General features: G+C 56.1%; 24 protein-coding genes and 1 other annotated feature. Of the genes, 16 read left to right on the forward strand and 8 right to left on the reverse strand.

The window, feature by feature from the left end; translation table 11 throughout:
* Positions 1–547 precede the first annotated feature (547 nt).
* The 6 genes from LU196_RS11780 (at position 548) to spy (ending at position 7,435) form a co-directional block, all read left to right on the forward strand.
* Entirely contained in the window at positions 548–1,768 is a 1,221-nt protein-coding gene (locus tag LU196_RS11780) for an aspartate aminotransferase family protein (RefSeq protein ID WP_232757637.1), read from the forward strand.
* Entirely contained in the window at positions 1,765–2,796 is a 1,032-nt protein-coding gene (gene astA, locus LU196_RS11785; RefSeq protein WP_232757636.1) for an arginine N-succinyltransferase, read from the forward strand. Before LU196_RS11780 ends, astA begins: the two co-directional genes overlap by 4 nt.
* On the forward strand, positions 2,793–4,259 hold the full coding sequence (gene astD / locus LU196_RS11790; RefSeq protein WP_232757635.1) for a succinylglutamate-semialdehyde dehydrogenase: 1,467 nt from the start codon (positions 2,793–2,795) through the stop codon (positions 4,257–4,259). Before astA ends, astD begins: the two co-directional genes overlap by 4 nt.
* Positions 4,259–5,587, forward strand: coding sequence for an N-succinylarginine dihydrolase (gene astB, locus LU196_RS11795; protein WP_232758230.1), 1,329 nt, complete (start codon positions 4,259–4,261; stop codon positions 5,585–5,587). The genes astD and astB overlap by 1 nt, the downstream gene beginning before the upstream one ends.
* 41 nt (positions 5,588–5,628) lie before the next feature.
* Positions 5,629–6,624, forward strand: coding sequence for a succinylglutamate desuccinylase (gene astE, locus LU196_RS11800; RefSeq protein WP_232757634.1), 996 nt, complete (start codon positions 5,629–5,631; stop codon positions 6,622–6,624).
* A gap of 319 nt (positions 6,625–6,943) precedes the next feature.
* Positions 6,944–7,435: an ATP-independent periplasmic protein-refolding chaperone Spy gene (spy, locus tag LU196_RS11805; RefSeq protein ID WP_232757633.1), complete on the forward strand. Its 492-nt coding sequence runs from the start codon at positions 6,944–6,946 to the stop codon at positions 7,433–7,435.
* A gap of 75 nt (positions 7,436–7,510) precedes the next feature.
* Here spy and cho read toward each other — a convergent pair whose 3' ends face one another.
* Positions 7,511–8,371: an excinuclease Cho gene (cho, locus tag LU196_RS11810; RefSeq protein ID WP_232757632.1), complete on the reverse strand. Its 861-nt coding sequence runs from the start codon at positions 8,369–8,371 to the stop codon at positions 7,511–7,513.
* A gap of 112 nt (positions 8,372–8,483) precedes the next feature.
* Positions 8,484–9,311, reverse strand: coding sequence for an ammonia-dependent NAD(+) synthetase (gene nadE / locus LU196_RS11815; protein WP_232757631.1), 828 nt, complete (start codon positions 9,309–9,311; stop codon positions 8,484–8,486).
* 300 nt (positions 9,312–9,611) lie between these two features.
* On the opposite strand from nadE, the gene osmE reads away from it, so the two are divergent.
* A complete protein-coding gene (gene osmE / locus LU196_RS11820) occupies positions 9,612–9,947 on the forward strand; it encodes an osmotically-inducible lipoprotein OsmE (protein ID WP_021506259.1) in 336 nt (111 codons plus the stop codon).
* Positions 9,948–10,000: 53 nt separating this feature from the next.
* On the opposite strand, the gene LU196_RS11825 is transcribed toward osmE, so the two are convergent.
* From LU196_RS11825 to hxpB, 4 genes are all read right to left on the reverse strand, one after another.
* The gene (locus tag LU196_RS11825; protein WP_232757630.1) at positions 10,001–10,393 is read right to left on the reverse strand and encodes a DUF6515 family protein; all 393 of its coding nucleotides are present in this window, start codon (positions 10,391–10,393) and stop codon (positions 10,001–10,003) included.
* Between the two features lie 200 nt (positions 10,394–10,593).
* Entirely contained in the window at positions 10,594–11,985 is a 1,392-nt protein-coding gene (locus LU196_RS11830) for an L-cystine transporter (protein WP_232757629.1), read from the reverse strand.
* Positions 11,986–12,136: 151 nt separating this feature from the next.
* A complete protein-coding gene (locus LU196_RS11835; RefSeq protein WP_232757628.1) occupies positions 12,137–12,724 on the reverse strand; it encodes a metal-dependent hydrolase in 588 nt (195 codons plus the stop codon).
* 343 nt (positions 12,725–13,067) lie between these two features.
* A complete protein-coding gene (gene hxpB, locus LU196_RS11840) occupies positions 13,068–13,736 on the reverse strand; it encodes a hexitol phosphatase HxpB (protein ID WP_232757627.1) in 669 nt (222 codons plus the stop codon).
* A 146-nt stretch (positions 13,737–13,882) separates the two neighbouring features.
* Between hxpB and LU196_RS11845 the strand changes: the two genes are divergently transcribed.
* Positions 13,883–14,419, forward strand: a complete 537-nt coding sequence (locus LU196_RS11845) for a YniB family protein (protein ID WP_232757626.1) — start codon at positions 13,883–13,885, stop codon at positions 14,417–14,419.
* Between the two features lie 4 nt (positions 14,420–14,423).
* Here the strand turns inward: LU196_RS11845 and LU196_RS11850 are convergent, their stop codons facing one another.
* Together LU196_RS11850 and ghoS are read right to left on the reverse strand one after the other, a co-directional pair.
* Positions 14,424–15,317, reverse strand: a complete 894-nt coding sequence (locus tag LU196_RS11850) for a fructosamine kinase family protein (protein WP_232757625.1) — start codon at positions 15,315–15,317, stop codon at positions 14,424–14,426.
* A gap of 68 nt (positions 15,318–15,385) precedes the next feature.
* The gene (gene ghoS / locus LU196_RS11855) at positions 15,386–15,685 is read right to left on the reverse strand and encodes a type V toxin-antitoxin system endoribonuclease antitoxin GhoS (RefSeq protein WP_232757624.1); all 300 of its coding nucleotides are present in this window, start codon (positions 15,683–15,685) and stop codon (positions 15,386–15,388) included.
* A gap of 327 nt (positions 15,686–16,012) precedes the next feature.
* Here ghoS and LU196_RS11860 point away from each other — a divergent pair, with 327 nt between their 5' ends.
* The 8 genes from LU196_RS11860 (at position 16,013) to pheT (ending at position 24,005) form a co-directional block, all read left to right on the forward strand.
* Positions 16,013–16,774, forward strand: a complete 762-nt coding sequence (locus LU196_RS11860) for a YdiY family protein (protein WP_232757623.1) — start codon at positions 16,013–16,015, stop codon at positions 16,772–16,774.
* A 240-nt stretch (positions 16,775–17,014) separates the two neighbouring features.
* Positions 17,015–18,943 carry a threonine--tRNA ligase gene (gene thrS, locus LU196_RS11865; RefSeq protein ID WP_232757622.1) on the forward strand — a complete coding sequence of 643 codons (1,929 nt, stop codon included), beginning with the start codon at positions 17,015–17,017 and terminating at the stop codon, positions 18,941–18,943.
* A 4-nt stretch (positions 18,944–18,947) separates the two neighbouring features.
* Positions 18,948–19,490: a translation initiation factor IF-3 gene (infC, locus tag LU196_RS11870; RefSeq protein ID WP_232758229.1), complete on the forward strand. Its 543-nt coding sequence runs from the start codon at positions 18,948–18,950 to the stop codon at positions 19,488–19,490.
* A gap of 98 nt (positions 19,491–19,588) precedes the next feature.
* Positions 19,589–19,786: a 50S ribosomal protein L35 gene (rpmI, locus tag LU196_RS11875; protein ID WP_006118955.1), complete on the forward strand. Its 198-nt coding sequence runs from the start codon at positions 19,589–19,591 to the stop codon at positions 19,784–19,786.
* A gap of 163 nt (positions 19,787–19,949) precedes the next feature.
* A complete protein-coding gene (gene rplT, locus LU196_RS11880; RefSeq protein ID WP_007892678.1) occupies positions 19,950–20,306 on the forward strand; it encodes a 50S ribosomal protein L20 in 357 nt (118 codons plus the stop codon).
* A 114-nt stretch (positions 20,307–20,420) separates the two neighbouring features.
* Positions 20,421–20,547, forward strand: a sequence feature (Phe leader region).
* Positions 20,427–20,471 carry a pheST operon leader peptide PheM gene (gene pheM, locus LU196_RS11885; protein ID WP_232758228.1) on the forward strand — a complete coding sequence of 15 codons (45 nt, stop codon included), beginning with the start codon at positions 20,427–20,429 and terminating at the stop codon, positions 20,469–20,471. Its footprint overlaps the feature before it by 45 nt.
* Before the next feature lie 72 nt (positions 20,548–20,619).
* Entirely contained in the window at positions 20,620–21,603 is a 984-nt protein-coding gene (gene pheS, locus LU196_RS11890; RefSeq protein ID WP_232757621.1) for a phenylalanine--tRNA ligase subunit alpha, read from the forward strand.
* A gap of 14 nt (positions 21,604–21,617) precedes the next feature.
* The gene (gene pheT / locus LU196_RS11895) at positions 21,618–24,005 is read left to right on the forward strand and encodes a phenylalanine--tRNA ligase subunit beta (RefSeq protein WP_232757620.1); all 2,388 of its coding nucleotides are present in this window, start codon (positions 21,618–21,620) and stop codon (positions 24,003–24,005) included.
* The last annotated feature ends 1 nt before the right edge of the window (position 24,006 follow it).

Raw genomic sequence — 24,006 nt, forward strand, 5'->3', positions numbered from 1 at the left:
AGCTATTTTTTTGATAGGATGCTTAGCAGGGTAATGTTTTTAACTCACAGCGCATGTCATTTTATTTCACTGCTGATGATAACATGCGAAAGCACTCTGTTCCGGCGCATTTTATTTACTTTCAAATATGGGTGTTTTTTATTCAACTTTCTTGCCTGAGGGTAATTTCTGCGTCTCATCTTTTTTTATTACAGCGAACAACGGCTGCACCGACACTGCGCAGGCTGCCCTTTTTCAGTGCCGAACCTGCGCTATTTTGGTGTGATATTTGCTGTTCGATCACAAAAGTAATATTTCGTTTTGCCGTTGCATAAATCCGCTAAATAAACCGCTTTTTGACCGCCTGCATCAGACAATTATTCACTTTTTATGCATTTATTGTGAATAGCGGCTCCTTCTAAGTCATTGATTTTACGCCGAAGAACGCATTTTATGCATTTTTCCGCTGGCTGGCACGCTTACTGCAATTTACAGTAGAGCAGCACTATCACGCTGTTAACAATTCTAAAACAAACGCTTCACGTTTTGTGGGGCAGGAGAAATGGCCATGTCACTGCAAGTATCTCGTCACGATTTTGATCAATGGATGATGCCGGTTTATGCCCCTGCGGCATTTGTGCCGGTGCGTGCGGAAGGCTCAACCCTGTGGGATCAGCAGGGCAAGGCCTATATCGATTTTGCAGGTGGTATTGCGGTCAATGCGCTCGGCCATGCGCATCCTGCGCTACAGCAAGCGTTAACGGACCAGGCGGCCAAACTGTGGCACACCGGCAATGGCTATACCAATGAGCCGATTTTACGGCTGGCAAAACAGCTGATTGACGCCACCTTTGCCGATCGCGTGTTCTTTTGTAACTCCGGCGCCGAGGCCAACGAGGCCGCGCTCAAGCTGGCGCGTAAAGTGGCGCATGACCGCTTTGGCGCCGAGAAAAACGGCATTGTGGCGTTTAAAAACGCGTTTCACGGTCGCACGCTGTTTACCGTGTCGGCGGGCGGGCAGCCGGCCTATTCGCGTGATTTTGCACCGCTGCCACCGGCTATTGAACACGCGGAGTTCAATGATTTAGCCTCGGCGGCGGCGCTGATCAACGATCGTACCTGCGCGGTGATCGTGGAGCCGATTCAGGGCGAAGGGGGCGTAGTACCCGCCGATGGCGCATTTTTACGCGGATTGCGCGAGCTGTGTGACAAGCATCATGCCACGCTTATCTTCGACGAAGTGCAGAGCGGGGTCGGCCGCACGGGGTCGCTCTATGCCTATATGCACTATGGCGTCACGCCGGATGCGTTGACCACGGCCAAAGCGCTAGGCGGCGGCTTCCCCATTGGCGCGATGCTTACGCGTGAGGATTTGGCGCAGGTCATGGGCGTGGGCACGCACGGCACCACCTATGGCGGTAACCCGCTGGCAGGCGCGGTGGCGGGCACGGTGATGTCACTGATCAATCAGCCCGATTTTCTGGCGGGCGTGTCAATGCGCCATGACTGGTTTGTTGACCAGCTGCAGGCGCTAAATCAACGTCTGCCGGTGTTCAAAGAGATACGCGGCATAGGGCTGCTGATCGGTGCCGTCCTCAACGAGGATTTTGCCGGCAAGGCGAAACAGTTCAATCTGCTGGCGGCCGAAGAGGGCGTGATGGTGCTGATTGCCGGGGCCAACGTGGTGCGTTTTGCGCCGGCGTTAAACATCAGTGAAGCCGATGTGAAAGCGGGCCTGGCGCGCTTTGAACGGGCCTGTGAGCGTATGCTCAGCGGGGCCGCATCATGATGGTGATTCGCCCCGTCGAGCGCGACGATCTGGCGCAGCTGCTGGCGCTGGCGGGCAAAACCGGCGGCGGCTTAACGTCACTGCCGGCGGACAGCGATACGCTGAAAGCGCGTATCGAACGCGCTTTACTGACGTGGCAGGGGGTTCTGCCGCGCAGCGAGCAGGGCTATGTGTTTGTGCTGGCTGACAGCGAGGACAATCGCGCCGTGGGCATCTGCGCGATTGAAGTGGCCGTGGGGTTACAGGATCCCTGGTATAACTTCCGCGTGGGCACCCAAGTGCATGCTTCTAAAGAGCTCAATGTCTATGCCAGCCTGCCTACGCTGTCGCTGAGTAACGATCACACAGGCAGCAGCGAACTGTGCACGCTGTTTCTCGATCCTGACTACCGCGCGGGGAAAAACGGCTATCTGCTGTCGAAATCGCGCTTTATGTTTATGGCCAACTTTCGCGAGCATTTTACCCAGCATGTGGTGGCGGAGATGCGCGGTATCAGCGATGCGCAGGGGCACTCGCCGTTTTGGGACAGCGTGGGCAGCCATTTTTTCTCCATGCCCTTTACCCAAGCGGATTTTCTCAGCGGCACCGGGCAGAAAGCGTTTATCGCCGAGCTGATGCCGAAACATCCGCTTTATATTCATTATCTCAGTGAGGCGGCGCAAAAGGTGATCGGCGAAGTGCATCCGCAGACGGCACCCGCACGCGCTGTGCTCGAGGCGGAGGGGTTTCGCTATCAAAACTACATCGATATTTTTGACGGCGGCCCGACGCTTGAATGTGAAATTGATCGCATCCGCGCCATCCGCAAGAGCCAGCTGTTGACGGCCGAGGCAGGCGAGGCCGCCGAATCATGGCCGCTGTGTCTGGTGGCCAATACCGACTACCAACGCTTCCGGGTCATTTTACTGCCGGTAGAGATCGAATCAGGCGTGGTTCAGCTCAATGACAGCCAGCGCGCCGCGCTGTGCTGCAACTATGGTGATGCGCTGCGTGTGGTCACGCTGTGCCGCGAGGAGAAAAAAGCATGACGCATTTTATTCAGGGAGAGTGGTTGTCTGGCGACGCGGAAAAGCTCACTAAACAGGATCCGGTCAGCGGCGAGACGCTGTGGCAGGGCCATGCCGCGTCAGCGGAACAGGTTGCGCACGCCTGTGCGGCGGCCCGCGCCGCTTTTCCTGACTGGGCGCGCACGCCGTTCGCCGCGCGCCAGGCGATAGTCGAGCAGTTCGCTAACTTGTTGGAACAAGACAAAATGACGCTGGCAGAAATCATTGCCCGTGAAACCGGTAAACCTCGCTGGGAAACGCTGACCGAAGTGCAGGCGATGATCAATAAAGTGGCGATTTCCGTTAAGGCTTATCACGCGCGCACGGGCGACCAGGCGCAAGGCGAGAGTTCGCTGCGCCACCGTCCGCATGGCGTGCTTGCGGTGTTTGGCCCGTATAACTTTCCCGGTCATCTGCCCAACGGACATATTGTGCCCGCGCTGCTGGCGGGGAACTGCGTGGTGTTTAAACCCAGCGAGCTGACCCCCATGACGGCGGAGAAAACCGTGGCGCTGTGGGCGCAAGCCGGGCTGCCAGCGGGCGTTATGGCGCTGCTTCAGGGGGGACGCGAAACCGGGCAGGCGTTGGCGAACGCGCGCGATATTGACGGTTTATTGTTTACCGGCAGCGCCGCCACCGGGTATCACCTGCATCGCCAGTTCGCCGGACAGCCGGAAAAGATGCTGGCACTGGAGATGGGCGGTAACAATGCGCTGATTGTAGAAAACCCAGAGGATTGCGACGGCGCGGTGCATATTGCCATCCAGTCTGCGTTTATTACCGCGGGACAGCGCTGTACCTGTGCGCGTCGCCTGCTGGTGAAGCGGGGCGCCGCCGGCGACGCTTTTCTGCAGCGCCTGGTGGAGGTTAGCGCGCGCTTGCAGCCGGGCGCGTGGAATGCTGACCCGCAGCCGTTTATGGGCAGTGTGATTTCTCCCGTAGCGGCCGGTCAGATTTTTGCGGCGTGGCAGGCACGTGTCGCGTTAGGCGGCACGGTGCTGCTGGCGATGCGCTGGCCCGATCGCAACAGCGCCATCCTGACGCCCGGTATTATCGACATGACAGACGTCGCGGTGCTACCGGATGAAGAGGTGTTTGGCCCGCTACTGCAGGTGATTCGCTATGACGACTACGCCGACGCGATCCGTCTCGCCAACCATACGCGCTACGGCCTGTCCTGCGGGCTGATCTCACCACAGCGTGAGCAGTTCGACCAGTTACTGCTGGAAGCGCGCGCGGGCATCGTGAACTGGAACAAGCCGCTGACCGGCGCAGCCAGTACCGCACCCTTTGGCGGCGTGGGCGCCTCGGGCAATCACCGCGCCAGCGCGTGGTATGCCGCTGACTACTGTGCCTGGCCGATGGCTTCACTGGAAAGCGCCAGCCAGGCGCTGCCGGGCAGCCTCTCGCCGGGTCTCGACTTCTCTGCCGGAGAGCACGCATGATGACTGCCTGTGAAGCCAATTTTGACGGCCTGGTTGGGCTAACGCATCACTACGCGGGCTTATCGTTCGGCAATGAAGCCTCCACCCGCAACCAATTGCAGCCTTCTAATCCGCGTCTGGCCGCTAAGCAAGGGCTGCAGAAGATGAAAGCGCTGGCGGATATGGGCTACGTGCAGGGCGTCATCCCGCCTCATGAGCGGCCGAATATCCCGCTGCTGCGGCAGTTGGGATTCAGCGGCAGCGATGAGCAGGTGCTGGCCAAGGCCGCGGCGCAGGCGCCGCATCTGTTGTCCGCAGCCAGTTCGGCGTCGGCGATGTGGGTGGCCAACGCCGCGACCGTCTCACCGTCGGCGGACAGCGCGGACGGGCGCGTCCATTTCACCGTCGCCAACCTTAATAATAAGTTTCATCGCGCCATCGAAGCACCGCAAACCGCCGCGCTACTGCGGGCTATTTTCCGTGATACCCGGCACTTTAGCGTGCACGACCCACTGCCGCAGGTGGCGCTGTTTGGCGATGAGGGCGCCGCCAACCATAACCGCTTCGGCGCAGTTTACGGCGACCCTGGCGTGCAACTGTTTGTGTATGGCCGCGACGACCGGCAACCCACTGCCGCGCCGCAGCGTTATCCGGCCCGCCAGACGCGAGAAGCCAGCGCAGCGGTGGCGCGCCTGCATCAGCTCGATGCGCAGCGCACGCTGTTTGCGCAGCAACATCCTGGCGTGATCGATCAGGGCGTGTTTCACAACGACGTCATTGCGGTGAGCAATCAGCAGGTGCTGTTTTGCCATGAAGACGCGTTTGTCGATCAGCCTCAGCTATTGGCCTCGCTTGCCGCGTGCGTCCCGGATTTTCAGCCTATTGTGGTGCCGCGTGCCCAAGTTTCGGTGGCGGATGCGGTCAACACCTACCTGTTTAACAGCCAATTGCTGCAGCGGCCCGAAGGCGGCATGCTCTTGGTGCTACCGGAAGAGTCGCGGCAGCACCCCGGCGTATGGCGTTACCTTAACCAGCTGGTGGCGAGCGGTGGGCCCATTCGTGAGCTCAAGGTGTTCGATCTGCGTGAAAGCATGTGCAATGGCGGCGGGCCAGCGTGTCTGCGGTTACGCGTGGTGCTGACCGAGGCCGAGCGCGCGGCGCTCAATCCGGCGGTGCTGATGAATGACCCCCTTTTCGCCACGCTTAACGGCTGGGTAGACAAGCACTACCGCGATCGCCTGACGCAGGCCGATTTGGCCGATCCCGCGCTGTTACGTGAGGGACGCACCGCGCTGGACGAGCTGACGCAGCTGCTAGACTTAGGCTGTGTTTACGCGTTTCAGCGTTAATCGCGGGCCACGCGCGTCGGCCCGAGTTAAAAGGAGGGATTATGCAGGATTTTCTACAGCAAACCCTGTCAGGTGACCCCCCGCGTGCGCGCCGCGGCAGTACGGCGCACCTGGAGTGGGCATGGCATGGCGAAGGCATTTTATCGCTGACGCCGCATCAGGCAACGCATCAGGCGCTGGTGCTTTCAGCGGGCATTCATGGCAATGAAACGGCACCGGTAGAAATACTCAACGCGCTGCTCGCGCCGCTGTTAACCGGGGCGCGTTCGCTGGCGGTGCGACTTCTGGTGGTGCTCGGCAATCCGGCGGCGCTGCGCAGCGGCAAACGCTATCAGCAGTACGATCTCAATCGCCTGTTCAGCGGTCGCTGGCAAAGGGTGTCGGAGCTGGCAGAGGCGCAGCGCGCGCTGCAGCTAGAGCAAGCGCTGGAAACGTTTTGGCGCACCTGCCGCGAGCATGAACAGCGTTGGCACCTGGATCTGCACACCGCGATCCGGGGCTCCTGGCATACGCGTTTTGGCGTGTTGCCGCAGCGTGAGCAGCCTTGGCCGCAGCCGTTTCTCGAGTGGCTGGCCGCTGCCGACATGGAAGCGCTGGTGTTTCATCGCGCGCCGGGCGGCACCTTTACGCACTATAGCTGTGAACATCACGACGCCGCGAGCTGCACGCTGGAGCTGGGGAAAGCGCTACCGTTTGGGCACAACGAGCTCAGCCAGTTCACCGGGGCCCAGCAGGCGCTGGCGGCCCTATTGTACGGCGAGGCGCTCCCACCGGTACGACAACCGCCGCGCCATTACCGCGTGGCGCAGCAAATTACGCGTCAGGGAGATGACTTTGTGTTGCACATGGATGATGAGACATTGAATTTCACCGCGTTTCCTCAAGGCACGCTGCTGGCGGAAGAGGGCAGTCAGCGCTATTACGTGCAGCAGGCGCGGGAGTTTGTGCTGTTTCCTAACCCGCACGTGGCGCCAGGCCTGCGTGCCGGGCTGATGCTGGTAGAAGAGACGCCGCAAACTCAGGCGCTGGCGCTGTAGCGGCGGGTCAAGTCCGGTTTCCTTGCATGCGGCGAGGAAACCGGCAGCAACTATCAGGCAGAATCACGATATTTGCTTCCTCAAAACCGACAATACCATTACAATCTTCCTTAATTTCTGCTCGATTCCCGTTTTTGTCATACTTTTTTGCATTTCTTCACGCCTTTCTTCGCTTTCTCTCCATGATTGAATGAATGTTGTCATTTACGCTTTCACGGCTTTACTCACCCTCTGAGTAGTTGACGTTCAGATTCGTATAGTGGTCTCCGTCGACGCGATACAGACTGTCGCAACTTTACTGATAAAAAAGGACAATATTATGCGTAAACTCACCTCTCTGTTCCTGGCTACCACGCTGGCACTGGGCGCGGCCAATATCGTCCACGCCGCTGCAGATAACCTCACGCCGCCGCCAGCAGGCAGCGAAACACCCATGCATAAACCGATGCGCCATCACGGCATGGAGATGATGTTTAAAGATCTGAATCTGACCGAGGCGCAAAAAACGCAGATCAAGACCATCATGCGCGATGGCCACAAAGAGATGAAGCGTCCTTCCGTGGACGAGCGTAAGGCGATGCATGACATCATCGCATCCGATACTTTCGACAGTGCAAAAGCCGAGGCGCAGGCAGAAAAAATGAGCGCCGACGCCAAAGCGCGCGCGCTGCAGATGATGGAAACGCAGAACAAGATTTATAACGTGCTGACGCCGGAGCAGAAAAAACAGTACAACGCCAACTTCGAGAAACGTCTCACGGAGAAAGGCCCTCACGAAGGCAAAATGCCGCCACCGGCTGACGCAGAATAAGCCTCAGCTGACCCTCTAAGAGACCGTCAATGCTGTCCAGTGTGTGAATCGCACTGGGCAGCAGGGCGGTTTTTTTTATAACTCAATCAGCGGAAATGCGCCTGAAAGCAGCGGGCGGCAGAGGATTTTATAGCCGTCGTGGTCAAATCCCGCGCGCGCGCGTTGAAGGGTACGCGCTTCGTCTTCGGTGCTCACCGATCCCAGCCAAAACCAGTGGTCGATAACGTGGATTTGCGTCATCTCGGGGCGGGTTTCCACGATACCGACCGGGCCTTGCCACGGCCAGCACACCACGCGCATTTGCTCCAGCGCCGCCTGTAATCGCTGCTGATGCGCGGCCACCGGCTCGTGACCGCAGCACGCACCGGCGCAGCGCTTAAGCGCCGCGCGAAAGCAGCCGCGTCCGGGGCGGAGACTCTCAAGGCCCAGCAGCCCATGGCAAAGACGCTGCTCGTCGGCAAGGGCTTTCAGTTTTTCCAGCGCGGCAAAGCGGCTGCGAAACAGGCCATATAAATTAGGCGAGCAGGAAAAATCGAGATCGCGCGCGTAGACCACCTGCGGGGCGCTGTCGCCCAGCTGCAAAGAGCAGAGCTGGCGATTTTTACGCAGCCGCTTATTAAACAGCGGCTGCTGCGTTTTAATCATCTGTGCTTCCAGCAGCTGTGCACCGAGATCGCCCGCCGTAGGGATCCAGCTCACGCGCCGCGCCTGGCGTAGCATACTGGCTTCGTCAGCGGTGCGGAAATGCGCCATCACCCGACTGCGCAGGTTAATGCTTTTGCCGATATACAGCGGAAGATTTTCGCTATCGCCGTGGAAGGTGTAGACGCCGGGCACGTTGGGTAAACCGTCGAGCCATTGGCGTAAGTGTTCGGGATATTGATAGATTGCCGCCGCATCAAAATCCAGGCGGTGGCTGGCTGCGCGTCTGACCAAAACGTACTCCGATTACTGGTTGTCTGTCCAGTATATCAGCGCGGCTGTTTTCTCGCCAGTGGCGCAAGAATAGGCGTTTCTCGCCCGCTGACGAGAAACGCGAGGCAGGCGGTTACTTTTTCCAAAAATCGTCAAAAACGGTGATAGGCGGGCGACGCTTATGCTCGGTTTTCAAATACCAGCCTTCAATGGTGCGGGCGGCGTCGGCGTCAATGGTTTTGCCTTCGAGGTAATCATCAATTTGCTGGTATGTCACGCCAAGGGCCACCTCATCCTGCAGGCCAGGGCGATCATCTTCGAGATCGGCGGTAGGGTGTTTCAAATAGAGGTGTTCTGGACAGCCCAAGGCTTTGAGCAGTTGCTTACCCTGGCCTTTGTTCAGGCGGAACAGCGGATTGATATCGCTGCCGCCGTCGCCGTACTTGGTAAAGAAGCCGGTGACGGCCTCGGCGGCGTGATCGGTGCCAACCACCACGCCTTTGGTCATGCCCGCAATGCTGTACTGCGCTTTCATACGCTCGCGTGCTTTTTCGTTGCCGCGCACAAAATCAGAGACCGCGATACCCGCGTCCTGGAGTGCGCGCTCACTGGCTAATACGGCTTCTTTGATGTTGACCACTAATGTACGGTCCGGCTTGATAAAGGCCAGCGCGTCCTGGCAATCCTGCTCATCGGCCTGCACGCCATAGGGCAGGCGCACCGCAATAAACGCATATTCGCTGTCACCGGTCTCGTCACGCAGTTCGCGGATAGCGGTTTGTGTCAGCATGCCCGCCAGAGTAGAGTCCTGGCCGCCGCTGATCCCCAGCACCAGCGTTTTAATAAACGGGTGAGCTTTCAGGTAAGACTTCAAAAAATCCACGCTGACGCGGATTTCCTCCTGCGGATCGATAACCGGTTTAACCCCTAATGCGTGAATGATTTCCTGCTGCAATGACATGAACGTCTCCTCAAGTCTGTCGCCTGACGGCACCGTGCGAATGCTTTGCTAAAGCTAACGCCTCTGCCTTAAAACAACAAGCCGAACGGCGATGGGCATGGCTAATCGCCGCAATTTAAGACGATTTTTACCCCCGCGACGTCGCGTGCGCAGCCCGGATGTTCAATTGCAGAAAGGGCGCTAACGTGAGTACCTTGAGGCATCAATGAAAAATGCAGGAAAACGCAGCCAGTGATTTGATAAATCGAACTTTCTGTTCCAGGCTTATTCCGACATGGACAACGTATGAGGAACAACAATATGAATAAAGTGCTGGGATGTATCGCTGCCGCTATGACGCTGGCAGCTCTGTCAGGTTGTACGACTTACGATCGCGCGGAAAGCTATGTGACTAAGCCAGTGGTCAAAGATGTGAAGAAAGGCATGACGCGTGAACAGGTGCGCCAGATTGCGGGCCCTGCTTCAACCGAAATCACCATGGTTCATGCGCGCGGTACGTGCCAGACCTACGTGATTGGCGAGCGTGATGGCAAGCAGCAGACCTACTTCGTGAGCTATAACGACACCGGTCGCGTGATGAACTACGGCTTCCAGAGCTGTAAGGATTACGATACCGATCCGCAAGCTGCGCAGTAAGCGTCGCGGAACAGATAACGGCCCGTCAAAGACGGGCCGTTTTGTTTTCGGGCTTATAGCCCATAGGGACGTGGCACTTCCACGTAACGCCCGCCTAACTCCCGCTCATAATAGTGACCCGCTTGCACGTAGTAGCGCTTCCCGTTGAAGTCCAGCACCCGCATGCCCCCGTCCGGCACCGTCTCTGGCGGCTGCACCATGACGTAAGTGTCACCTTGACGCTGATAATAGTGGTCGTTGAGCAAATAGTAGGTCAGACCGCCAATCAGTACCGCCGTGGCGGCATCCGGCAGGAAACGCAGCGGGCCAGGACCACCCCAGTGGCGATCGTGTGGCCAACCGCCCCAGTGCGGGCCGGGACCGTGATCCCAACCGCCGGGATAGGCAAAACTGGTGGCTGGCGCAATCAGGGTCAGCGCCAGCAGCGAGGCGATAACGTTTTTCATGATGACTCTCCTGGTATGATGTCAGCAGAATTGGCTTTTTATCAGCGGAGTTCAAGCGGAAAGTGCGGGATGTTTCGTCTGTTTACCACGCTTAACGCTTTCCTAACGACCTCGCCATGATTGCGATGAAATGCGCATGCGGCGCAAAAAAAAACGGCAGGTCATTTGACCTGCCGTCTGGCGCTTATGTGACCTGTGCGTTAGCGATGAGCCAATTCGGCGTGTTCATCGCTTTCCAGCACGTCACGGTTGGTTTGGCCCAGCCAGCGGCTGGTGAGCGAGCCTGCGGTCATCGAGCCGTTGACGTTCAACGCGGTGCGCCCCATGTCGATGAGCGGCTCAATGGAGATCAGCAGTGCCACCAGCGTGACCGGCAGGCCCATCGCCGGCAGCACAATGAGTGCGGCAAACGTGGCACCGCCACCAACGCCCGCCACACCGGCTGAGCTAAGAGTGACAATCCCCACCAGCATGGCAATCCACATCGGATCAAACGGGTTAATACCCACCGTTGGAGCGACCATTACGGCCAGCATGGTGGGATAGAGACCGGCACAGCCGTTCTGGCCAATGGTGGCACCAAACGACGCTGAGAAGCTGGCGATAGATTCCGGCACGCCCAGGCGACGGGTCTGCGTTTCCACATTCAGCGGAATACTGGCAGCGCTGGAGCGGCTGGTGAACGCGAACGTGATCACGGGCCACACTTTGCGGAAGAAGCGCAGGGGGTTGATGCCATTCACCGACAGCAGCAGCGCGTGCACCGCGAACATGATAGCCAGACCCAGATACGAGGCCAGCACAAAGCTACCCAGCTTAATGATATCTTGCAGGTTGGAACCGGCTACCACTTTGGTCATTAGCGCCAGCACGCCGTAGGGCGTCAGCTTCATGATCAATCTGACCAGTTTCATTACCCATGACTGCAACGTATCGATCGCGACCAGCACGCGCTCGCCTTTGGTTTTGTCATCCTTTAGCAGCTGCAGGGCAGCGACGCCAAGGAAGGCGGCAAAAATCACCACGCTGATAATGGAGGTGGGATTGGCACCGGCCATATCGGCAAACGGATTTTTAGGAATAAAGGAGAGCAGCAGCTGTGGGGTGCTGAGGTCAGCCACTTTGCCAACATAGTTGCTTTGAATCGCGCTCAGGCGTGCGGTTTCCTGCGCCCCTTGCACCAACCCTTCTGCGCTCAGGCCGAACAGGCCGGTTACTAATACGCCGACCAGCGCCGAAATGGCCGTGGTAAACAGCAGGACGCCAATGGTCAATACGCTGATTTTGCCCAGCGCCGACGCATTGTGGAGTCGGGCGACGGCGCTCAGAATGGAGGCAAACACCAGCGGCATGACAATCATCTGCAGCAGCTGCACATAGCCATTACCGACAATGTTAAACCAGCTGATGGACGCTTTGAGCACCGCGCTGTTTTCACCGTAGATAGCCTGCAGCGCAAGGCCAAAGAGGACGCCAAACACCAGGCCGGTTAAGACGCGTTTGGACAGGCTCCAGCGCGCGCTGCCGATGCGATTAAGCAGCACCAATAGCGCGACAAATGCCACGATATTTATGATTAAGGGGAAATCCATACTTAGCTCCAGCGATATGCCGCCCCGGTAAAGGGAGCGGAGAACAGTAAGTTCCCGTCAGGGAATGTCAGGAATGTTACCAGTTCACGAAAGTGCAGGCTTATACCCAAAAAGAATGGCTTATAACTTAATGCTGCAATTTGCGCTTTTTTTAGTCGCTTCGCGTATTGATAATGCGACCAACGCCATTTTGTAGCGTACTAAACAGCTGTTCAGGCCAACCGTTTGCACCAAACGTCGGCATCCCGGCGGGGAACCAGAGGGCGTAGCCCACCAGCGCCAGGCACAATACGCGCTCAAGCTGGTTACCTTTTTGGCTGTTGAGTACCGGAAACCGAAAACGCATGCGGATAGGCCATAGCAGCGGTACCCCGGCGGGCGTCAGCATATCGGCGACAATATGACTTAAGTAGCCCAGCGTCATACCCTGCAGCACATCCGCTGGCAATAGCCAGTCTGCCGGTACATTAACCTGAAATAGCCAAAGGCTAACGGCCACCGCCAGTAGACTGTGGGTAAAGCCGCGATGCCCAAAGGCACGTGCAATGGGCTGTGAAATCCACTTTAGCCGCTGGCCGAGAAGCGATTTAGGGTGGTCAATATCGGGCAGCAGGCAGGTCAACAACGCAGCCGGCACCAGATGCCACCAGTCAGCGCTGGCCAGCACTGGCGTTAACTCCGCGCGCTTGGCGAAGATCGCGCTAGCAATGGCGAAAATGATATGGCCTTCGGCCGTCATGAGAAACCTGGCTGCAAAAACTGTCAATGCATCCAGTATAGGGATTTATCCAGTAAATGAGAACGGTGACGGTGTAACTAAGCGTTAAAAAAGTGCTTTTTTCCCTGCTACACGTTGAGGCAGAAAAAGTGCGGCTATTGAACGCGTCAGCCTTTTCCCTTCCAGCGCCAGCCTGCAGCCCTGAACGTTATCCGCGATCGCGGAGGCCAGAAAAACGTCGGTGCTCATCATGAAGGGGTGAAGGACGATGGCATGAAAGGATCAGCGTCTTATTTGCGCCACGGATCGGATCTGGGTCAAGCGGGGCATGAGCACGATGCGCATGCCCTAACTGAAAGGTGAGTTAGTCAAAAAGATGTTCAGAACGGAGCGCCAGCAGCGAGTCCAATTTGACCTCTGCCAGCGCCCAGCGCCCATCATCGCGATGTTGGGCGGCGGGCACCACAATAGATCGCATTCGCGCGGCTTTTGTGGCGATCATGCCGTTGAACGAATCTTCGAAGGTGACGCACTGCAGCGGATCAACATCCAGTTTCGCCGCCGCATCAAGATAGACCTGCGGATGCGGCTTACTGTAGGGCAGCGTTTCCGCTGACGCCAGCGCGGAAAAATAGTGACGCAGATTAAAGATCTCGAGCACCCGCTCCAGCATATGCAGCGGCGAGGCGGAGGCGAGGGCGATGCGTAATCCCTGCTGCTGACAGCGCTGCAGGGCCTGCTCAACGCCCGGCAGCAGCGGACGCGTGGCTTCAATTTGCGCGAGCGTGTGCGTAATGATGCGCTCAGCAACGTCTGCCTGACTTGGCCCCTGCCAGGGAAACGCGTCATACCAGAGCCGCACCGTCTGGTCGATGCGCAGACCCAGCGTATCCGGGAGTTCGTGGCGTCGCGATACATCGACACCCACGCTGGCAAGGGTCGCCAGCTCTGCGCGATCCCACAGCGGTTCTGAATCAATCAGCAGTCCATCCATATCGAAAATAGCAGCCACTGTCGGACGACGATAAGCCATGTCTTACTCCCTCTTAAGATGTGTCTTTACCTTATCATGCCAGTCGTGCAAAGCCGACTTACGGCCAGGTAACGCATTTTTCAGGAAAAAAAAGCACAGTGCAGGTAGACTTAGGGGCAAAACGACATTCTGCGAAGGGAAACACCATGACTTACCAACAGGCTGGCCGCATTGCCATCCTCAAGCGCGTGGCCGGCTGGATAATCTTTATCCCCGCGCTGCTCTCCACCCTGATCTCTATCCTTGGCTTTATGTTCAAGCACAGCGAAAAGCAGCCGGGCATTGATGCGGTCATGCTGGATTTTGTGCACGTCATGGTGGATATGGTGCGGTTCAACACGCCTTTTTTGAACGTGTTCTGGCATAACTCACCGGTGCCCGACTTCAACGGCAGCGCCAATATCGGCTTTTGGCTTATCTATCTGCTGATTTTTCTTGGTATCGCGCTCCAGGCATCTGGCGCCCGCATGTGGCGCCAGTCGCGCCATGTAAAAGAGGGGATTGAGGATCAGCTTATTCTCGAACAGACGAAAGGCAGCGAAGGGCGTACACGCGCCCAGCTGGAAGAAAAAATCCGCCTACCGCGCCACACCGTTTTCCTGCAAATCTTTCCGCTTTATATTTTGCCTGTGATCATTGCGGTGGCAGGGTACTTTGTGCTCAAGCTGCTGGGCATGATTTAACCTTTTACGCCGGCTTCGCGTGCTGAGCCGCTAAGGCGGATTCTGCCAGCAGCTGGTCAATGGCAAACTGCGCCTCGTCTATCCAGCCGCCGCCAAACACATTGGCGCGGTTCAGCAAGTAATAAAGTTGATAAACCGGCTGTCGCTGCGAGAACCCCTCGGGCAGCGGCCAAACCGCGCTATAGCCTTCATAAATCTGTCGCGGCAGCGTAGCGTAGTAACCCAGCATGGCGAGATCGCATTCCCGATCGCCCCAGTAGCAGGCGGGGTCGTACAGCCAGGGGCCATCAGGACTTCCGGCGCAGTTTGCGGGCCATAAATCACCGTGCAGCAGAGAGGGCTGAGGATGATGATTGGCCAGCCGCTGCTGCACGCTGTCAACGATAAGATCGGCATTGCCATAATCAAGGCCTTTCTCGACCGCCAGCTGAAGCTGCCAGCCAATGCGCTGCTCGGCAAAAAACGCTGACCAGCGTCGCAGCCAGCTGTTTGGCTGTAATGTGGTGGTGATGTTGTTATCAAAATCGAGACCGAACTGCGGCTGTTCGCTCCATTGGTGCAGGTGGGCCAGCTGCTCGCCCAGCTGGCGCGCGCAAGCTTCGTTCAACGGCAGAGGCGGGATGTATTCCAGCAGAAGAAAACTGCCGTCCCGATGGTGTCCCACGCCATAGACCTTGGGCACCCGAACCGTTTGGGTACGGGCCAGCAAGTCCAGTTGATCGGCTTCCCAGCGGAACAGGTTCAACATATCGCGGGTGTTGCACTTTACAAACACGTCCAAATTGCCATAGCGAATACGCCAGGCAGGGTGAACATCGCCACCGGGAAGCGCATGGCGTTCGGTGATCTCGGCTTCACCGGCGTATTCGCTTAACAGTCGACTAATGGCTGACCACATGGGGTTATCCTCTTTATTCGCTGCGTAAGTTTGCGTGTAACGTGCTGCTGGTTGCCGCGCTATTGTGGTTACTTTGGCGACGCGTGGGCTTTCAGGAACGCCTCCAGCGTTGTGACGTCGACTTCAGGCTGTTGGTGCAGGGCCGCGGCAGCGAGGCCGCTTGCCTGCGCCGCGAGTTCGTGTTCATTCAGTGCGCTGACGATGCCATAGCTGTTGGTGCCCAATTCATGGGGGTACCCCTGCTCATCGTGTAACGTGGTGCTATACCCCGCATTGACCATGGCGCTGTTAAGCGACTGCAGGTCACCTAAACCGTGTTCGTGGTAGTGGAATGTGACGATATACCGCGTTAGCGTACGATCGCTCATGTTTCACCTCGCTGTTATAGAACCGATTTCAGCGTAGCGCAGAGCGCGGAATTGAGCGAATTCTGCTCACCTCGTGATGATAAAATGGTCTTTTCTGGTTTGGGCAGTGGGAAAATTCTTCGTGCAATTGCGCTGGTATTTCTTTAATTGCCTTTTATAATGCGCCGCGATAATGGGAACACTTCCATTCGCACCGCGCGAAAGGCGCAACATCTGACGTTTCCGGCAGTATCATAATTTTTTACAAAACTTACGGTAAATTGCATTGATTGGCTGGGAAAACGCTTCAGACTCACTGTTTTTTAAACTGTCGTACGGGTTACATTAATGAAAGCCTTCAATAAGTTGTCCGCTGTTTTGTTGCTCTCTGCTGGCGCATTTTGTCACCAGGCTATGGCCGATAACGCCGTTTTTACTTCAATGGATGATCCTTCCACGGCTAAAAAACCGTTCGAAGGCACCGCCTCTGCCGGTTACATGGCGCAGACGGGTAACACCACCAGCTCAACGCTGAGTGCCGCCACTAATATGACGTGGTACCAAACCAATACCGCTTACAGTTTGTGGGGTAACGCAGCGAATAACTCGTCCAATGATGAGCGTTCGTCTGAAACCTACAACATTGGTGGTCGTAGCCGCTACAACCTGAACAGCGCAGATTACCTGTTTGGCCAGGCGAGCTGGCTGAGCGATCGCTACAATGGTTACGATTCGCGCGACGTACTGACCGCCGGTTATGGTCGTCAGATCCTCAATGGCCCAATCCATTCGCTGCGTGCGGAATTTGGTCCGGGTGTGCGTTATGACGATTTCCATGATGGTGGACACGAAACCAAGGCGCTCGGCTACGGTGCCCTGAGCTATCAGTGGCAGCTGACCGACACCACGAAATTTATTCAGGGTGTTTCGGTATTGAGCAGCTTTGGCGAAGATACTACCCTGAACTCCGAAACCGGTCTTCAGGTGGCCATCAACGACCATTTCGCGCTGAAAATGGCGTATAACGTCACCTGGAACAACAATCCGCCGGAATCTGCGCCGGACCGCACCGACACCAAAACCACTATTCAGCTCTCTTATTCTATGTAAGCGAGCGGAACGTAAAACCGCCGTGTTGCCACCACTCGCGGCGGTTTTTTTCGATCTCTCTGTGGCTTAGCCGCATTTCATGGGTTTTGCTCACTGCCTAAAACTGGTATCATCCTCGCCGCTTTATATTCCTGGCGTCATTCCGACAATGTGGGTCTGACATCACGCCGGGCAACTCCACAGAACTGAATGTTGCATGTAGGCTTTCGTGTGGCTTACCACTGCAATTAAGGATATGAAATGCCAGTAATTACGCTTCCTGATGGCAGCCAACGTGTGTTTGATGGTCCGGTCAGCGTCATGGACATTGCGCTTGATATCGGCCCCGGCCTGGCGAAAGCCTGTATTGCCGGCCGCGTGAATGGCGAACTGGTTGATGCCGTTGATCCCATTACCGAAGACGCGCAGGTCGCGATCATTACCGCGAAAGACGAAGCCGGTCTGGAAATTATTCGTCACTCATGCGCACACCTGCTCGGTCATGCGATTAAACAGCTGTGGCCCCATACCAAAATGGCCATTGGTCCGGTAATCGATAACGGCTTCTATTATGACGTCGATCTCGACCATACCCTGACGCAGGAAGATCTGGAGCAGCTGGAAAAGCGTATGCACCAGCTGGCTGAGAGCAATTACGATGTTGTGAAGAAAAAGGTGAGCTGGCAGGAAGCGCGCGATGTATTCGCGGCGCGAGGCGAAAGCTATAAAACCACCATTCTTGACGAAAACATCAGCCATGACGATCGTCCTGGCCTGTATCATCATGAAGAATATATCGACATGTGCCGCGGTCCGCACGTGCCGAACATGCGGTTCTGTCACCATTTCAAACTGCAGAAAATTGCTGGCGCTTACTGGCGTGGAAACAGTGAAAACAAAATGCTGCAGCGTATTTACGGCACCGCCTGGGCTGATAAAAAACAGCTGGCAGCCTATCTGCAGCGTCTGGAAGAGGCGGCCAAGCGTGACCACCGTAAAATCGGTAAGCAGCTTGATCTCTACCACATGCAGGAAGAAGCACCGGGCATGGTGTTCTGGCACAACGATGGCTGGACCATTTTCCGCGAGCTGGAAGTCTTTGTACGCACCAAGCTGAAAGAGTACGACTACCAGGAAGTTAAAGGTCCGTTCATGATGGACCGCGTGCTGTGGGAAAAAACCGGGCACTGGGAAAACTACAAAGAAGCGATGTTTACGACGTCTTCTGAGAATCGTGAATATTGCATTAAGCCAATGAACTGTCCTGGGCACGTGCAGATCTTCAATCAGGGTCTGAAGTCCTATCGCGATCTGCCGCTGCGTATGGCGGAGTTTGGCAGCTGCCACCGCAACGAGCCGTCAGGCGCGCTGCACGGTTTGATGCGCGTGCGTGGCTTTACTCAAGATGATGCTCACGTGTTCTGTACAGAAGACCAGGTGCGCGATGAAGTGAACAGCTGCATCCGTATGGTCTATGACATGTACAGCACCTTCGGTTTCGAAAAAATCGTGGTCAAGCTGTCTACGCGTCCAGAGAAACGCATTGGCACCGACGAGATGTGGGACCGTGCGGAAGTTGACCTGGCGGAAGCGCTGAAGGAAAACGGTATTCCGTTTGAATACCAGCCGGGAGAAGGGGCGTTCTACGGCCCGAAAATTGAGTTTACGCTGTATGATTGCCTCGATCGCGCATGGCAGTGTGGCACCGTTCAGCTAGACTTCTCCCTGCCAAAACGTCTGGAAGCCACCTATGTAGGTGAAAACAACGATCGCCAGACGCCTGTGATGATTCACCGTGCCATTCTGGGATCGATGGAGCGCTTCATCGGTATCCTGACTGAAGAGTTCGCAGGCTTCTTCCCGAGCTGGCTGGCGCCAGTTCAGGCTGTGGTAATGAATATCACCGACAGTCAGGCAGAATATGTCAGTGAATTGACAAAGAAATTGCAGAATGCTGGCATTCGTGTCAAAGCAGACTTGAGAAACGAGAAGATAGGCTTTAAAATCCGCGAGCACACATTACGTCGCGTCCCTTATATGCTGGTCTGCGGTGAGAAAGAGGTGGAAGCAGGCAAAGTTGCCGTGCGCACCCGCCGTGGTAAAGACCTCGGGAGCATGGACGTAGATGTGTTTGTTGAGAAGCTGCAACAAGAGATTCGCAGCCGACATCTTCACCAATTAGAGGAATAAGGTTATTAAAGGCGGAAAACGAGTACAACCGACGCGTCCGAACCGTATCAACGGCGAAATCCGTGCTACCGAAGTGCGCTTAACTGGCGTAGACGGCGAGCAACTTGGCATTGTCTCACTGCGTGAAGCAATTGAGAAAGCAGAAGAAGCTGGCGTAGATTTAGTTGAAATCAGCCCGAACGCCGAACCGCCGGTTTGCCGTATTATGGATTACGGCAAGTTCCTTTATGAAAAGAGTAAGTCTTCTAAGGAACAGAAGAAGAAGCAGAAAGTTATCCAGGTCAAGGAAGTTAAATTCCGTCCTGGTACCGACGAAGGCGACTATCAGGTAAAACTCCGCAGCCTGATTCGTTTTCTGGAAGAGGGCGATAAAGCCAAAATCACGCTGCGTTTCCGTGGTCGTGAGATGGCGCACCAGCAGATCGGTATGGAAGTGCTTAACCGCGTGAAAGAAGATCTGGGTGAACTGGCAGTGGTCGAATCCTTCCCTACGAAGATCGAAGGCCGTCAGATGATCATGGTGCTCGCACCGAAGAAGAAGCAGTAGGCTTTCAAGTAATAATGCCGCGCAGCGCTCGCGCTGTGTGGCAGTTATTCGCCTGTCTGATTCATTTTATTAACAATGCGAAGTGGATATTTGTAAAAATGCCAAAGATTAAAACTGTACGTGGCGCCGCTAAGCGCTTCAAGAAGACCGCTTCTGGCGGCTTCAAGCGTAAGCACGCTAACCTGCGTCATATTCTGACTAAAAAGTCTACCAAGCGTAAACGTCACCTGCGTCCGAAAGGCATGGTGTCTAAAGGCGATCTGGGCCTGGTTGTTGCCTGCCTGCCATACGCATAAGTAAACATTTTTTAGTTCCCCCGGCAGATTTACGCTTGCAGCGCTATGGCACCATTCTCGCTCATGCTGACGTCGGTCAGCGTATAGCGCAGAGGATTCGCCTGAGCACGGCAATCGGAGAGATGGCGGGACATTCACAGAATATTGAAACAGGAGAGCTCACATGGCTCGCGTAAAACGTGGTGTAATTGCTCGCGCACGTCACAAAAAAATCTTAAAACAAGCTAAAGGCTACTACGGTGCACGTTCACGTGTTTACCGCGTTGCCTTCCAGGCTGTTATCAAAGCTGGTCAGTATGCTTACCGTGACCGTCGTCAGCGTAAGCGTCAGTTCCGTCAGCTGTGGATCGCACGTATCAACGCTGCAGCGCGTCAGAACGGTATCTCTTACAGCCGTTTCATCAATGGCCTGAAAAAAGCGTCCATTGAAATTGACCGTAAGATCCTGGCCGACATCGCCGTATTCGACAAAGTGACATTTACTGCACTGGTTGAAAAAGCGAAATCAGCTCTGGCGTAAGTCAGGTAAAAAAGGGAGCTTGCTCCCTTTTTTATTGTCTGCAACCCACGCAAAAGATTGACATTTTCACGCTCGCGCATTTCAATAGTGCGGTTTCCGTTTAAACAAGGTACAACAAGCATGCACGCGGCTGTTTTCCGTTTCTTTTTTTACTTTAGCGCCTGAAAATCAGGGGCTTTTGCGCATAAGAAAAGAAACGAAAAATCGCGCTAAAAGCCTCCCTCGTGGAGGCTTTTTTGTTTCTGGCGACACTAAATCGGATCTGACGATCCCAATGAGAACTGACCAGCCCAGGCTGGAAGAAGAGGAAATCATGTCCCAACTCGCAGACCTGGTGGCCCGTGCCACGGCCGCCATTGACGAGGCGTCGGATATCGCCGCTCTGGACGCCGTGCGCGTCGAATTTTTAGGTAAGAAAGGCCATCTGACGCTGCAAATGACCACCCTGCGTGAGCTACCAGCCGAAGAGCGCCCCGCGGCGGGTGCAGTGATCAATGAGGCTAAGCAGCAGGTGCAAGAGCACCTGAATGCGCGCAAGGCTATGCTTGAGAGCGCAGCGCTGAATCAACGCCTGGCGGCAGAGACCATTGACGTTTCGCTGCCTGGGCGCCGCATTGAAAATGGCGGGCTGCATCCCGTCACGCGCACAATTGATCGTATTGAAAACTTCTTTGGCGAGCTGGGCTTTGCGGTGGTTACCGGGCCGGAAATTGAAGATGACTACCACAACTTTGATGCGCTGAACATTCCAGGCCATCATCCGGCACGCGCCGATCACGATACCTTCTGGTTTGACGCCACGCGCCTGTTGCGCACCCAAACGTCCGGCGTGCAGATCCGTACCATGAAAACCCAACAGCCGCCGATTCGCATCATCGCGCCGGGCCGTGTCTACCGCAACGATTACGATCAGACCCATACGCCAATGTTCCATCAGATGGAAGGGCTGATCGTTGATAAAGACATCAGCTTTACCAACCTCAAAGGCACGCTGCACGATTTTCTCAACAACTTCTTTGAAGAGAACTTGCAGATCCGCTTCCGTCCCTCGTATTTCCCGTTTACCGAACCCTCCGCCGAGGTGGACGTCATGGGCAAAAACGGCAAATGGCTGGAAGTGCTGGGCTGCGGAATGGTGCATCCGAATGTGCTGCGCAACGTCGGCATCGATCCGGAAATTTATTCTGGCTTTGCCTTTGGTATGGGCATGGAGCGCCTGACCATGTTGCGCTATGGCGTTACCGACTTACGCGCCTTCTTCGAAAATGATTTACGTTTCCTCAAACAATTTAAATAAGGGCAGGTTATCCAATGAAATTCAGTGAACTCTGGTTACGCGAATGGGTAAATCCAGCCCTTGATAGCGCTGCGCTGTCAGATCAAATCACCATGGCGGGCCTTGAAGTCGACGGCGTTGAACCGGTCGCGGGCGCGTTTCACGGCGTGGTCGTTGGCGAAGTCGTTGAGTGCGGTCAGCACCCCAATGCCGACAAACTGCGCGTCACTAAAATCAATGTGGGCGGCGATCGCCTGTTGGATATCGTCTGCGGTGCGCCTAACTGCCGTCAGGGGTTAAAAGTGGCGGTGGCGACGGTGGGTGCCGTGCTGCCAGGCGACTTTAAAATTAAAGCGGCGAAACTGCGCGGTGAGCCGTCAGAAGGGATGCTCTGCTCCTTCTCCGAGCTGGGGATTTCAGACGATCACAATGGCATTATTGAGCTGCCTGCCGATGCGCCTGTGGGCACCGATATCCGCGACTATTTGCAGCTCAACGACAACACCATTGAAATCAGCGTCACGCCAAACCGCGCGGACTGCCTGGGCATCATCGGTGTTGCCCGCGATGTGGCGGTGATGAACGGCCTGCCGCTGGCGGAACCTGCCGTAGTCCCGGTTAAAGCAACGATCGGCGATACTTTCCCAATTCGCGTAGACGCTACCGCAGCCTGCCCGCGCTATCTGGGACGGGTGGTAAAAGGCATCGACGTTAACGCTGCTACGCCGCTGTGGATGCGCGAAAAACTGCGCCGCTGCGGTATTCGTTCGATCGATCCGGTGGTGGATATCACTAACTATGTTCTGCTGGAGCTGGGCCAGCCCATGCACGCTTTCGATCTCGATCGTATTCAGGGCGGGATCGTCGTGCGCATGGCGGAAGAGGGCGAAGCGCTGACGCTGCTTGACGGCACCGAAGCCAAACTCAGCAGTGACACGCTAGTGATCGCCGACCATCAGCAGGCGCTGGCCATGGCCGGCATTTTTGGTGGCGAACATTCGGGTGTGAATCAGGAAACGCGCAATGTGCTGTTTGAGTGCGCGTTCTTTGATCCGCTGTCTATTACTGGACGTGCGCGCCGTCACGGTCTTCATACCGATGCGTCACACCGCTACGAGCGCGGCGTCGATCCGGCGCTGCAATACCGTGCGCTGGAGCGTGCCACTCAGCTGCTGCTGGATATCTGCGGCGGTGAAGCGGGCCCGGTGATCGACCAGACCGCCACCGATCGGCTGCCTGCGCGGGCCACCATCACGCTGCGTCGTGAAAAGCTTGATCGCCTGATTGGTCACGTGATTGCCGATGAGCAGGTCACGGATATTCTGACGCGTCTGGGCTGTGACGTGACGGTGGGCAGCGGCGAGTGGAAGGCCGTGGCACCGTCGTGGCGTTTTGACATGGCCATTGAGGAAGACCTGGTCGAGGAAGTGGCACGCGTTTACGGCTACAACAACATCCCTGATGTGCCGGTGAAGGCTAACCTGATCATGACTCACCACCGTGAAGCCGCGCTGTCGCTGAAGCGTGCCAAGCAGCTGCTGGTGGATAAGGGCTATCAAGAGGCGATCACCTACAGCTTTGTCGATCCTAAGCTTCAACAATTGCTGCATCCGGGCGAAGAGGCGTTGATTTTGCCAAGCCCCATCTCCAGCGATATGTCTGCGATGCGCCTGTCACTGTGGACCGGATTGCTGGGTGCGGTAGTGTATAACCAAAACCGCCAGCAGGGGCGTGTGCGCCTGTTTGAAAGCGGTCTGCGCTTTGTGCCGGATACGCAAGCTGATTTGGGTATTCGTCAGGATCTTATGCTGGCCGGCGTACTCAGCGGTAACCGCCACGAAGAGCACTGGGACCTGGCGCGCCAGGCGGTTGACTTCTATGATTTGAAAGGCGATTTAGAGTCGCTGTTGGAGTTAACCGGCAAGCTCGATCAGATTTCATTCCGCGCTGAAGCGAACCCGGCGCTCCACCCGGGCCAGAGCGCGGCAATTTATTTACAGGAAGAGCGCATCGGTTTTATTGGCGTGGTTCATCCAGAGCTGGAACGCAAGCTTGATCTCAATGGTCGCACCTTAGTGTTTGAACTGCTTTGGAATAAGGTGTCAGACCGCGTCTTGCCTGACGCGCGCGAGATTTCACGCTTCCCGGCCAACCGTCGTGATATCGCTGTGGTCGTGGCCGAAAGCGTCCCTGCAGCAGATATCATCGCAGAGTGTAAGAAAGTTGGCGTAAATCAGGTAGTTGGCGTAAACTTGTTTGACGTGTACCGTGGTAAGGGCGTAAACGAAGGTGAAAAGAGCCTTGCGATTAGCCTGATTTTGCAGGATACCAGCCGGACACTCGAAGAAGAGGAGATTGCCGCGACCGTTGCCAAATGCGTTGCGGCATTAAAAGAGCGATTCCAGGCAACCTTGAGGGATTGAA

Source organism: Pantoea sp. Mb-10, assembly GCF_021272205.1.
Lineage (GTDB): Bacteria > Pseudomonadota > Gammaproteobacteria > Enterobacterales > Enterobacteriaceae > Pantoea.

Coding starts and splice junctions, on each gene's coding strand:
- astE (WP_232757634.1), top strand. CDS start 5,629: ATGCAGGATTTTCTACAGCAAACCCTGTCAGGTGACCCCCCGCGTGCG.
- LU196_RS11780 (WP_232757637.1), top strand. CDS start 548: ATGTCACTGCAAGTATCTCGTCACGATTTTGATCAATGGATGATGCCG.
- pheS (WP_232757621.1), top strand. CDS start 20,620: ATGTCCCAACTCGCAGACCTGGTGGCCCGTGCCACGGCCGCCATTGAC.
- astD (WP_232757635.1), top strand. CDS start 2,793: ATGACGCATTTTATTCAGGGAGAGTGGTTGTCTGGCGACGCGGAAAAG.
- thrS (WP_232757622.1), top strand. CDS start 17,015: ATGCCAGTAATTACGCTTCCTGATGGCAGCCAACGTGTGTTTGATGGT.
- rpmI (WP_006118955.1), top strand. CDS start 19,589: ATGCCAAAGATTAAAACTGTACGTGGCGCCGCTAAGCGCTTCAAGAAG.
- osmE (WP_021506259.1), top strand. CDS start 9,612: ATGAATAAAGTGCTGGGATGTATCGCTGCCGCTATGACGCTGGCAGCT.
- astA (WP_232757636.1), top strand. CDS start 1,765: ATGATGGTGATTCGCCCCGTCGAGCGCGACGATCTGGCGCAGCTGCTG.
- LU196_RS11860 (WP_232757623.1), top strand. CDS start 16,013: ATGAAAGCCTTCAATAAGTTGTCCGCTGTTTTGTTGCTCTCTGCTGGC.
- LU196_RS11850 (WP_232757625.1), bottom strand. CDS start 15,317: ATGTGGTCAGCCATTAGTCGACTGTTAAGCGAATACGCCGGTGAAGCC.
- spy (WP_232757633.1), top strand. CDS start 6,944: ATGCGTAAACTCACCTCTCTGTTCCTGGCTACCACGCTGGCACTGGGC.
- LU196_RS11825 (WP_232757630.1), bottom strand. CDS start 10,393: ATGAAAAACGTTATCGCCTCGCTGCTGGCGCTGACCCTGATTGCGCCA.
- LU196_RS11845 (WP_232757626.1), top strand. CDS start 13,883: ATGACTTACCAACAGGCTGGCCGCATTGCCATCCTCAAGCGCGTGGCC.
- LU196_RS11835 (WP_232757628.1), bottom strand. CDS start 12,724: ATGACGGCCGAAGGCCATATCATTTTCGCCATTGCTAGCGCGATCTTC.
- hxpB (WP_232757627.1), bottom strand. CDS start 13,736: ATGGCTTATCGTCGTCCGACAGTGGCTGCTATTTTCGATATGGATGGA.
- rplT (WP_007892678.1), top strand. CDS start 19,950: ATGGCTCGCGTAAAACGTGGTGTAATTGCTCGCGCACGTCACAAAAAA.
- LU196_RS11830 (WP_232757629.1), bottom strand. CDS start 11,985: ATGGATTTCCCCTTAATCATAAATATCGTGGCATTTGTCGCGCTATTG.
- ghoS (WP_232757624.1), bottom strand. CDS start 15,685: ATGAGCGATCGTACGCTAACGCGGTATATCGTCACATTCCACTACCAC.
- pheT (WP_232757620.1), top strand. CDS start 21,618: ATGAAATTCAGTGAACTCTGGTTACGCGAATGGGTAAATCCAGCCCTT.
- nadE (WP_232757631.1), bottom strand. CDS start 9,311: ATGTCATTGCAGCAGGAAATCATTCACGCATTAGGGGTTAAACCGGTT.
- astB (WP_232758230.1), top strand. CDS start 4,259: ATGACTGCCTGTGAAGCCAATTTTGACGGCCTGGTTGGGCTAACGCAT.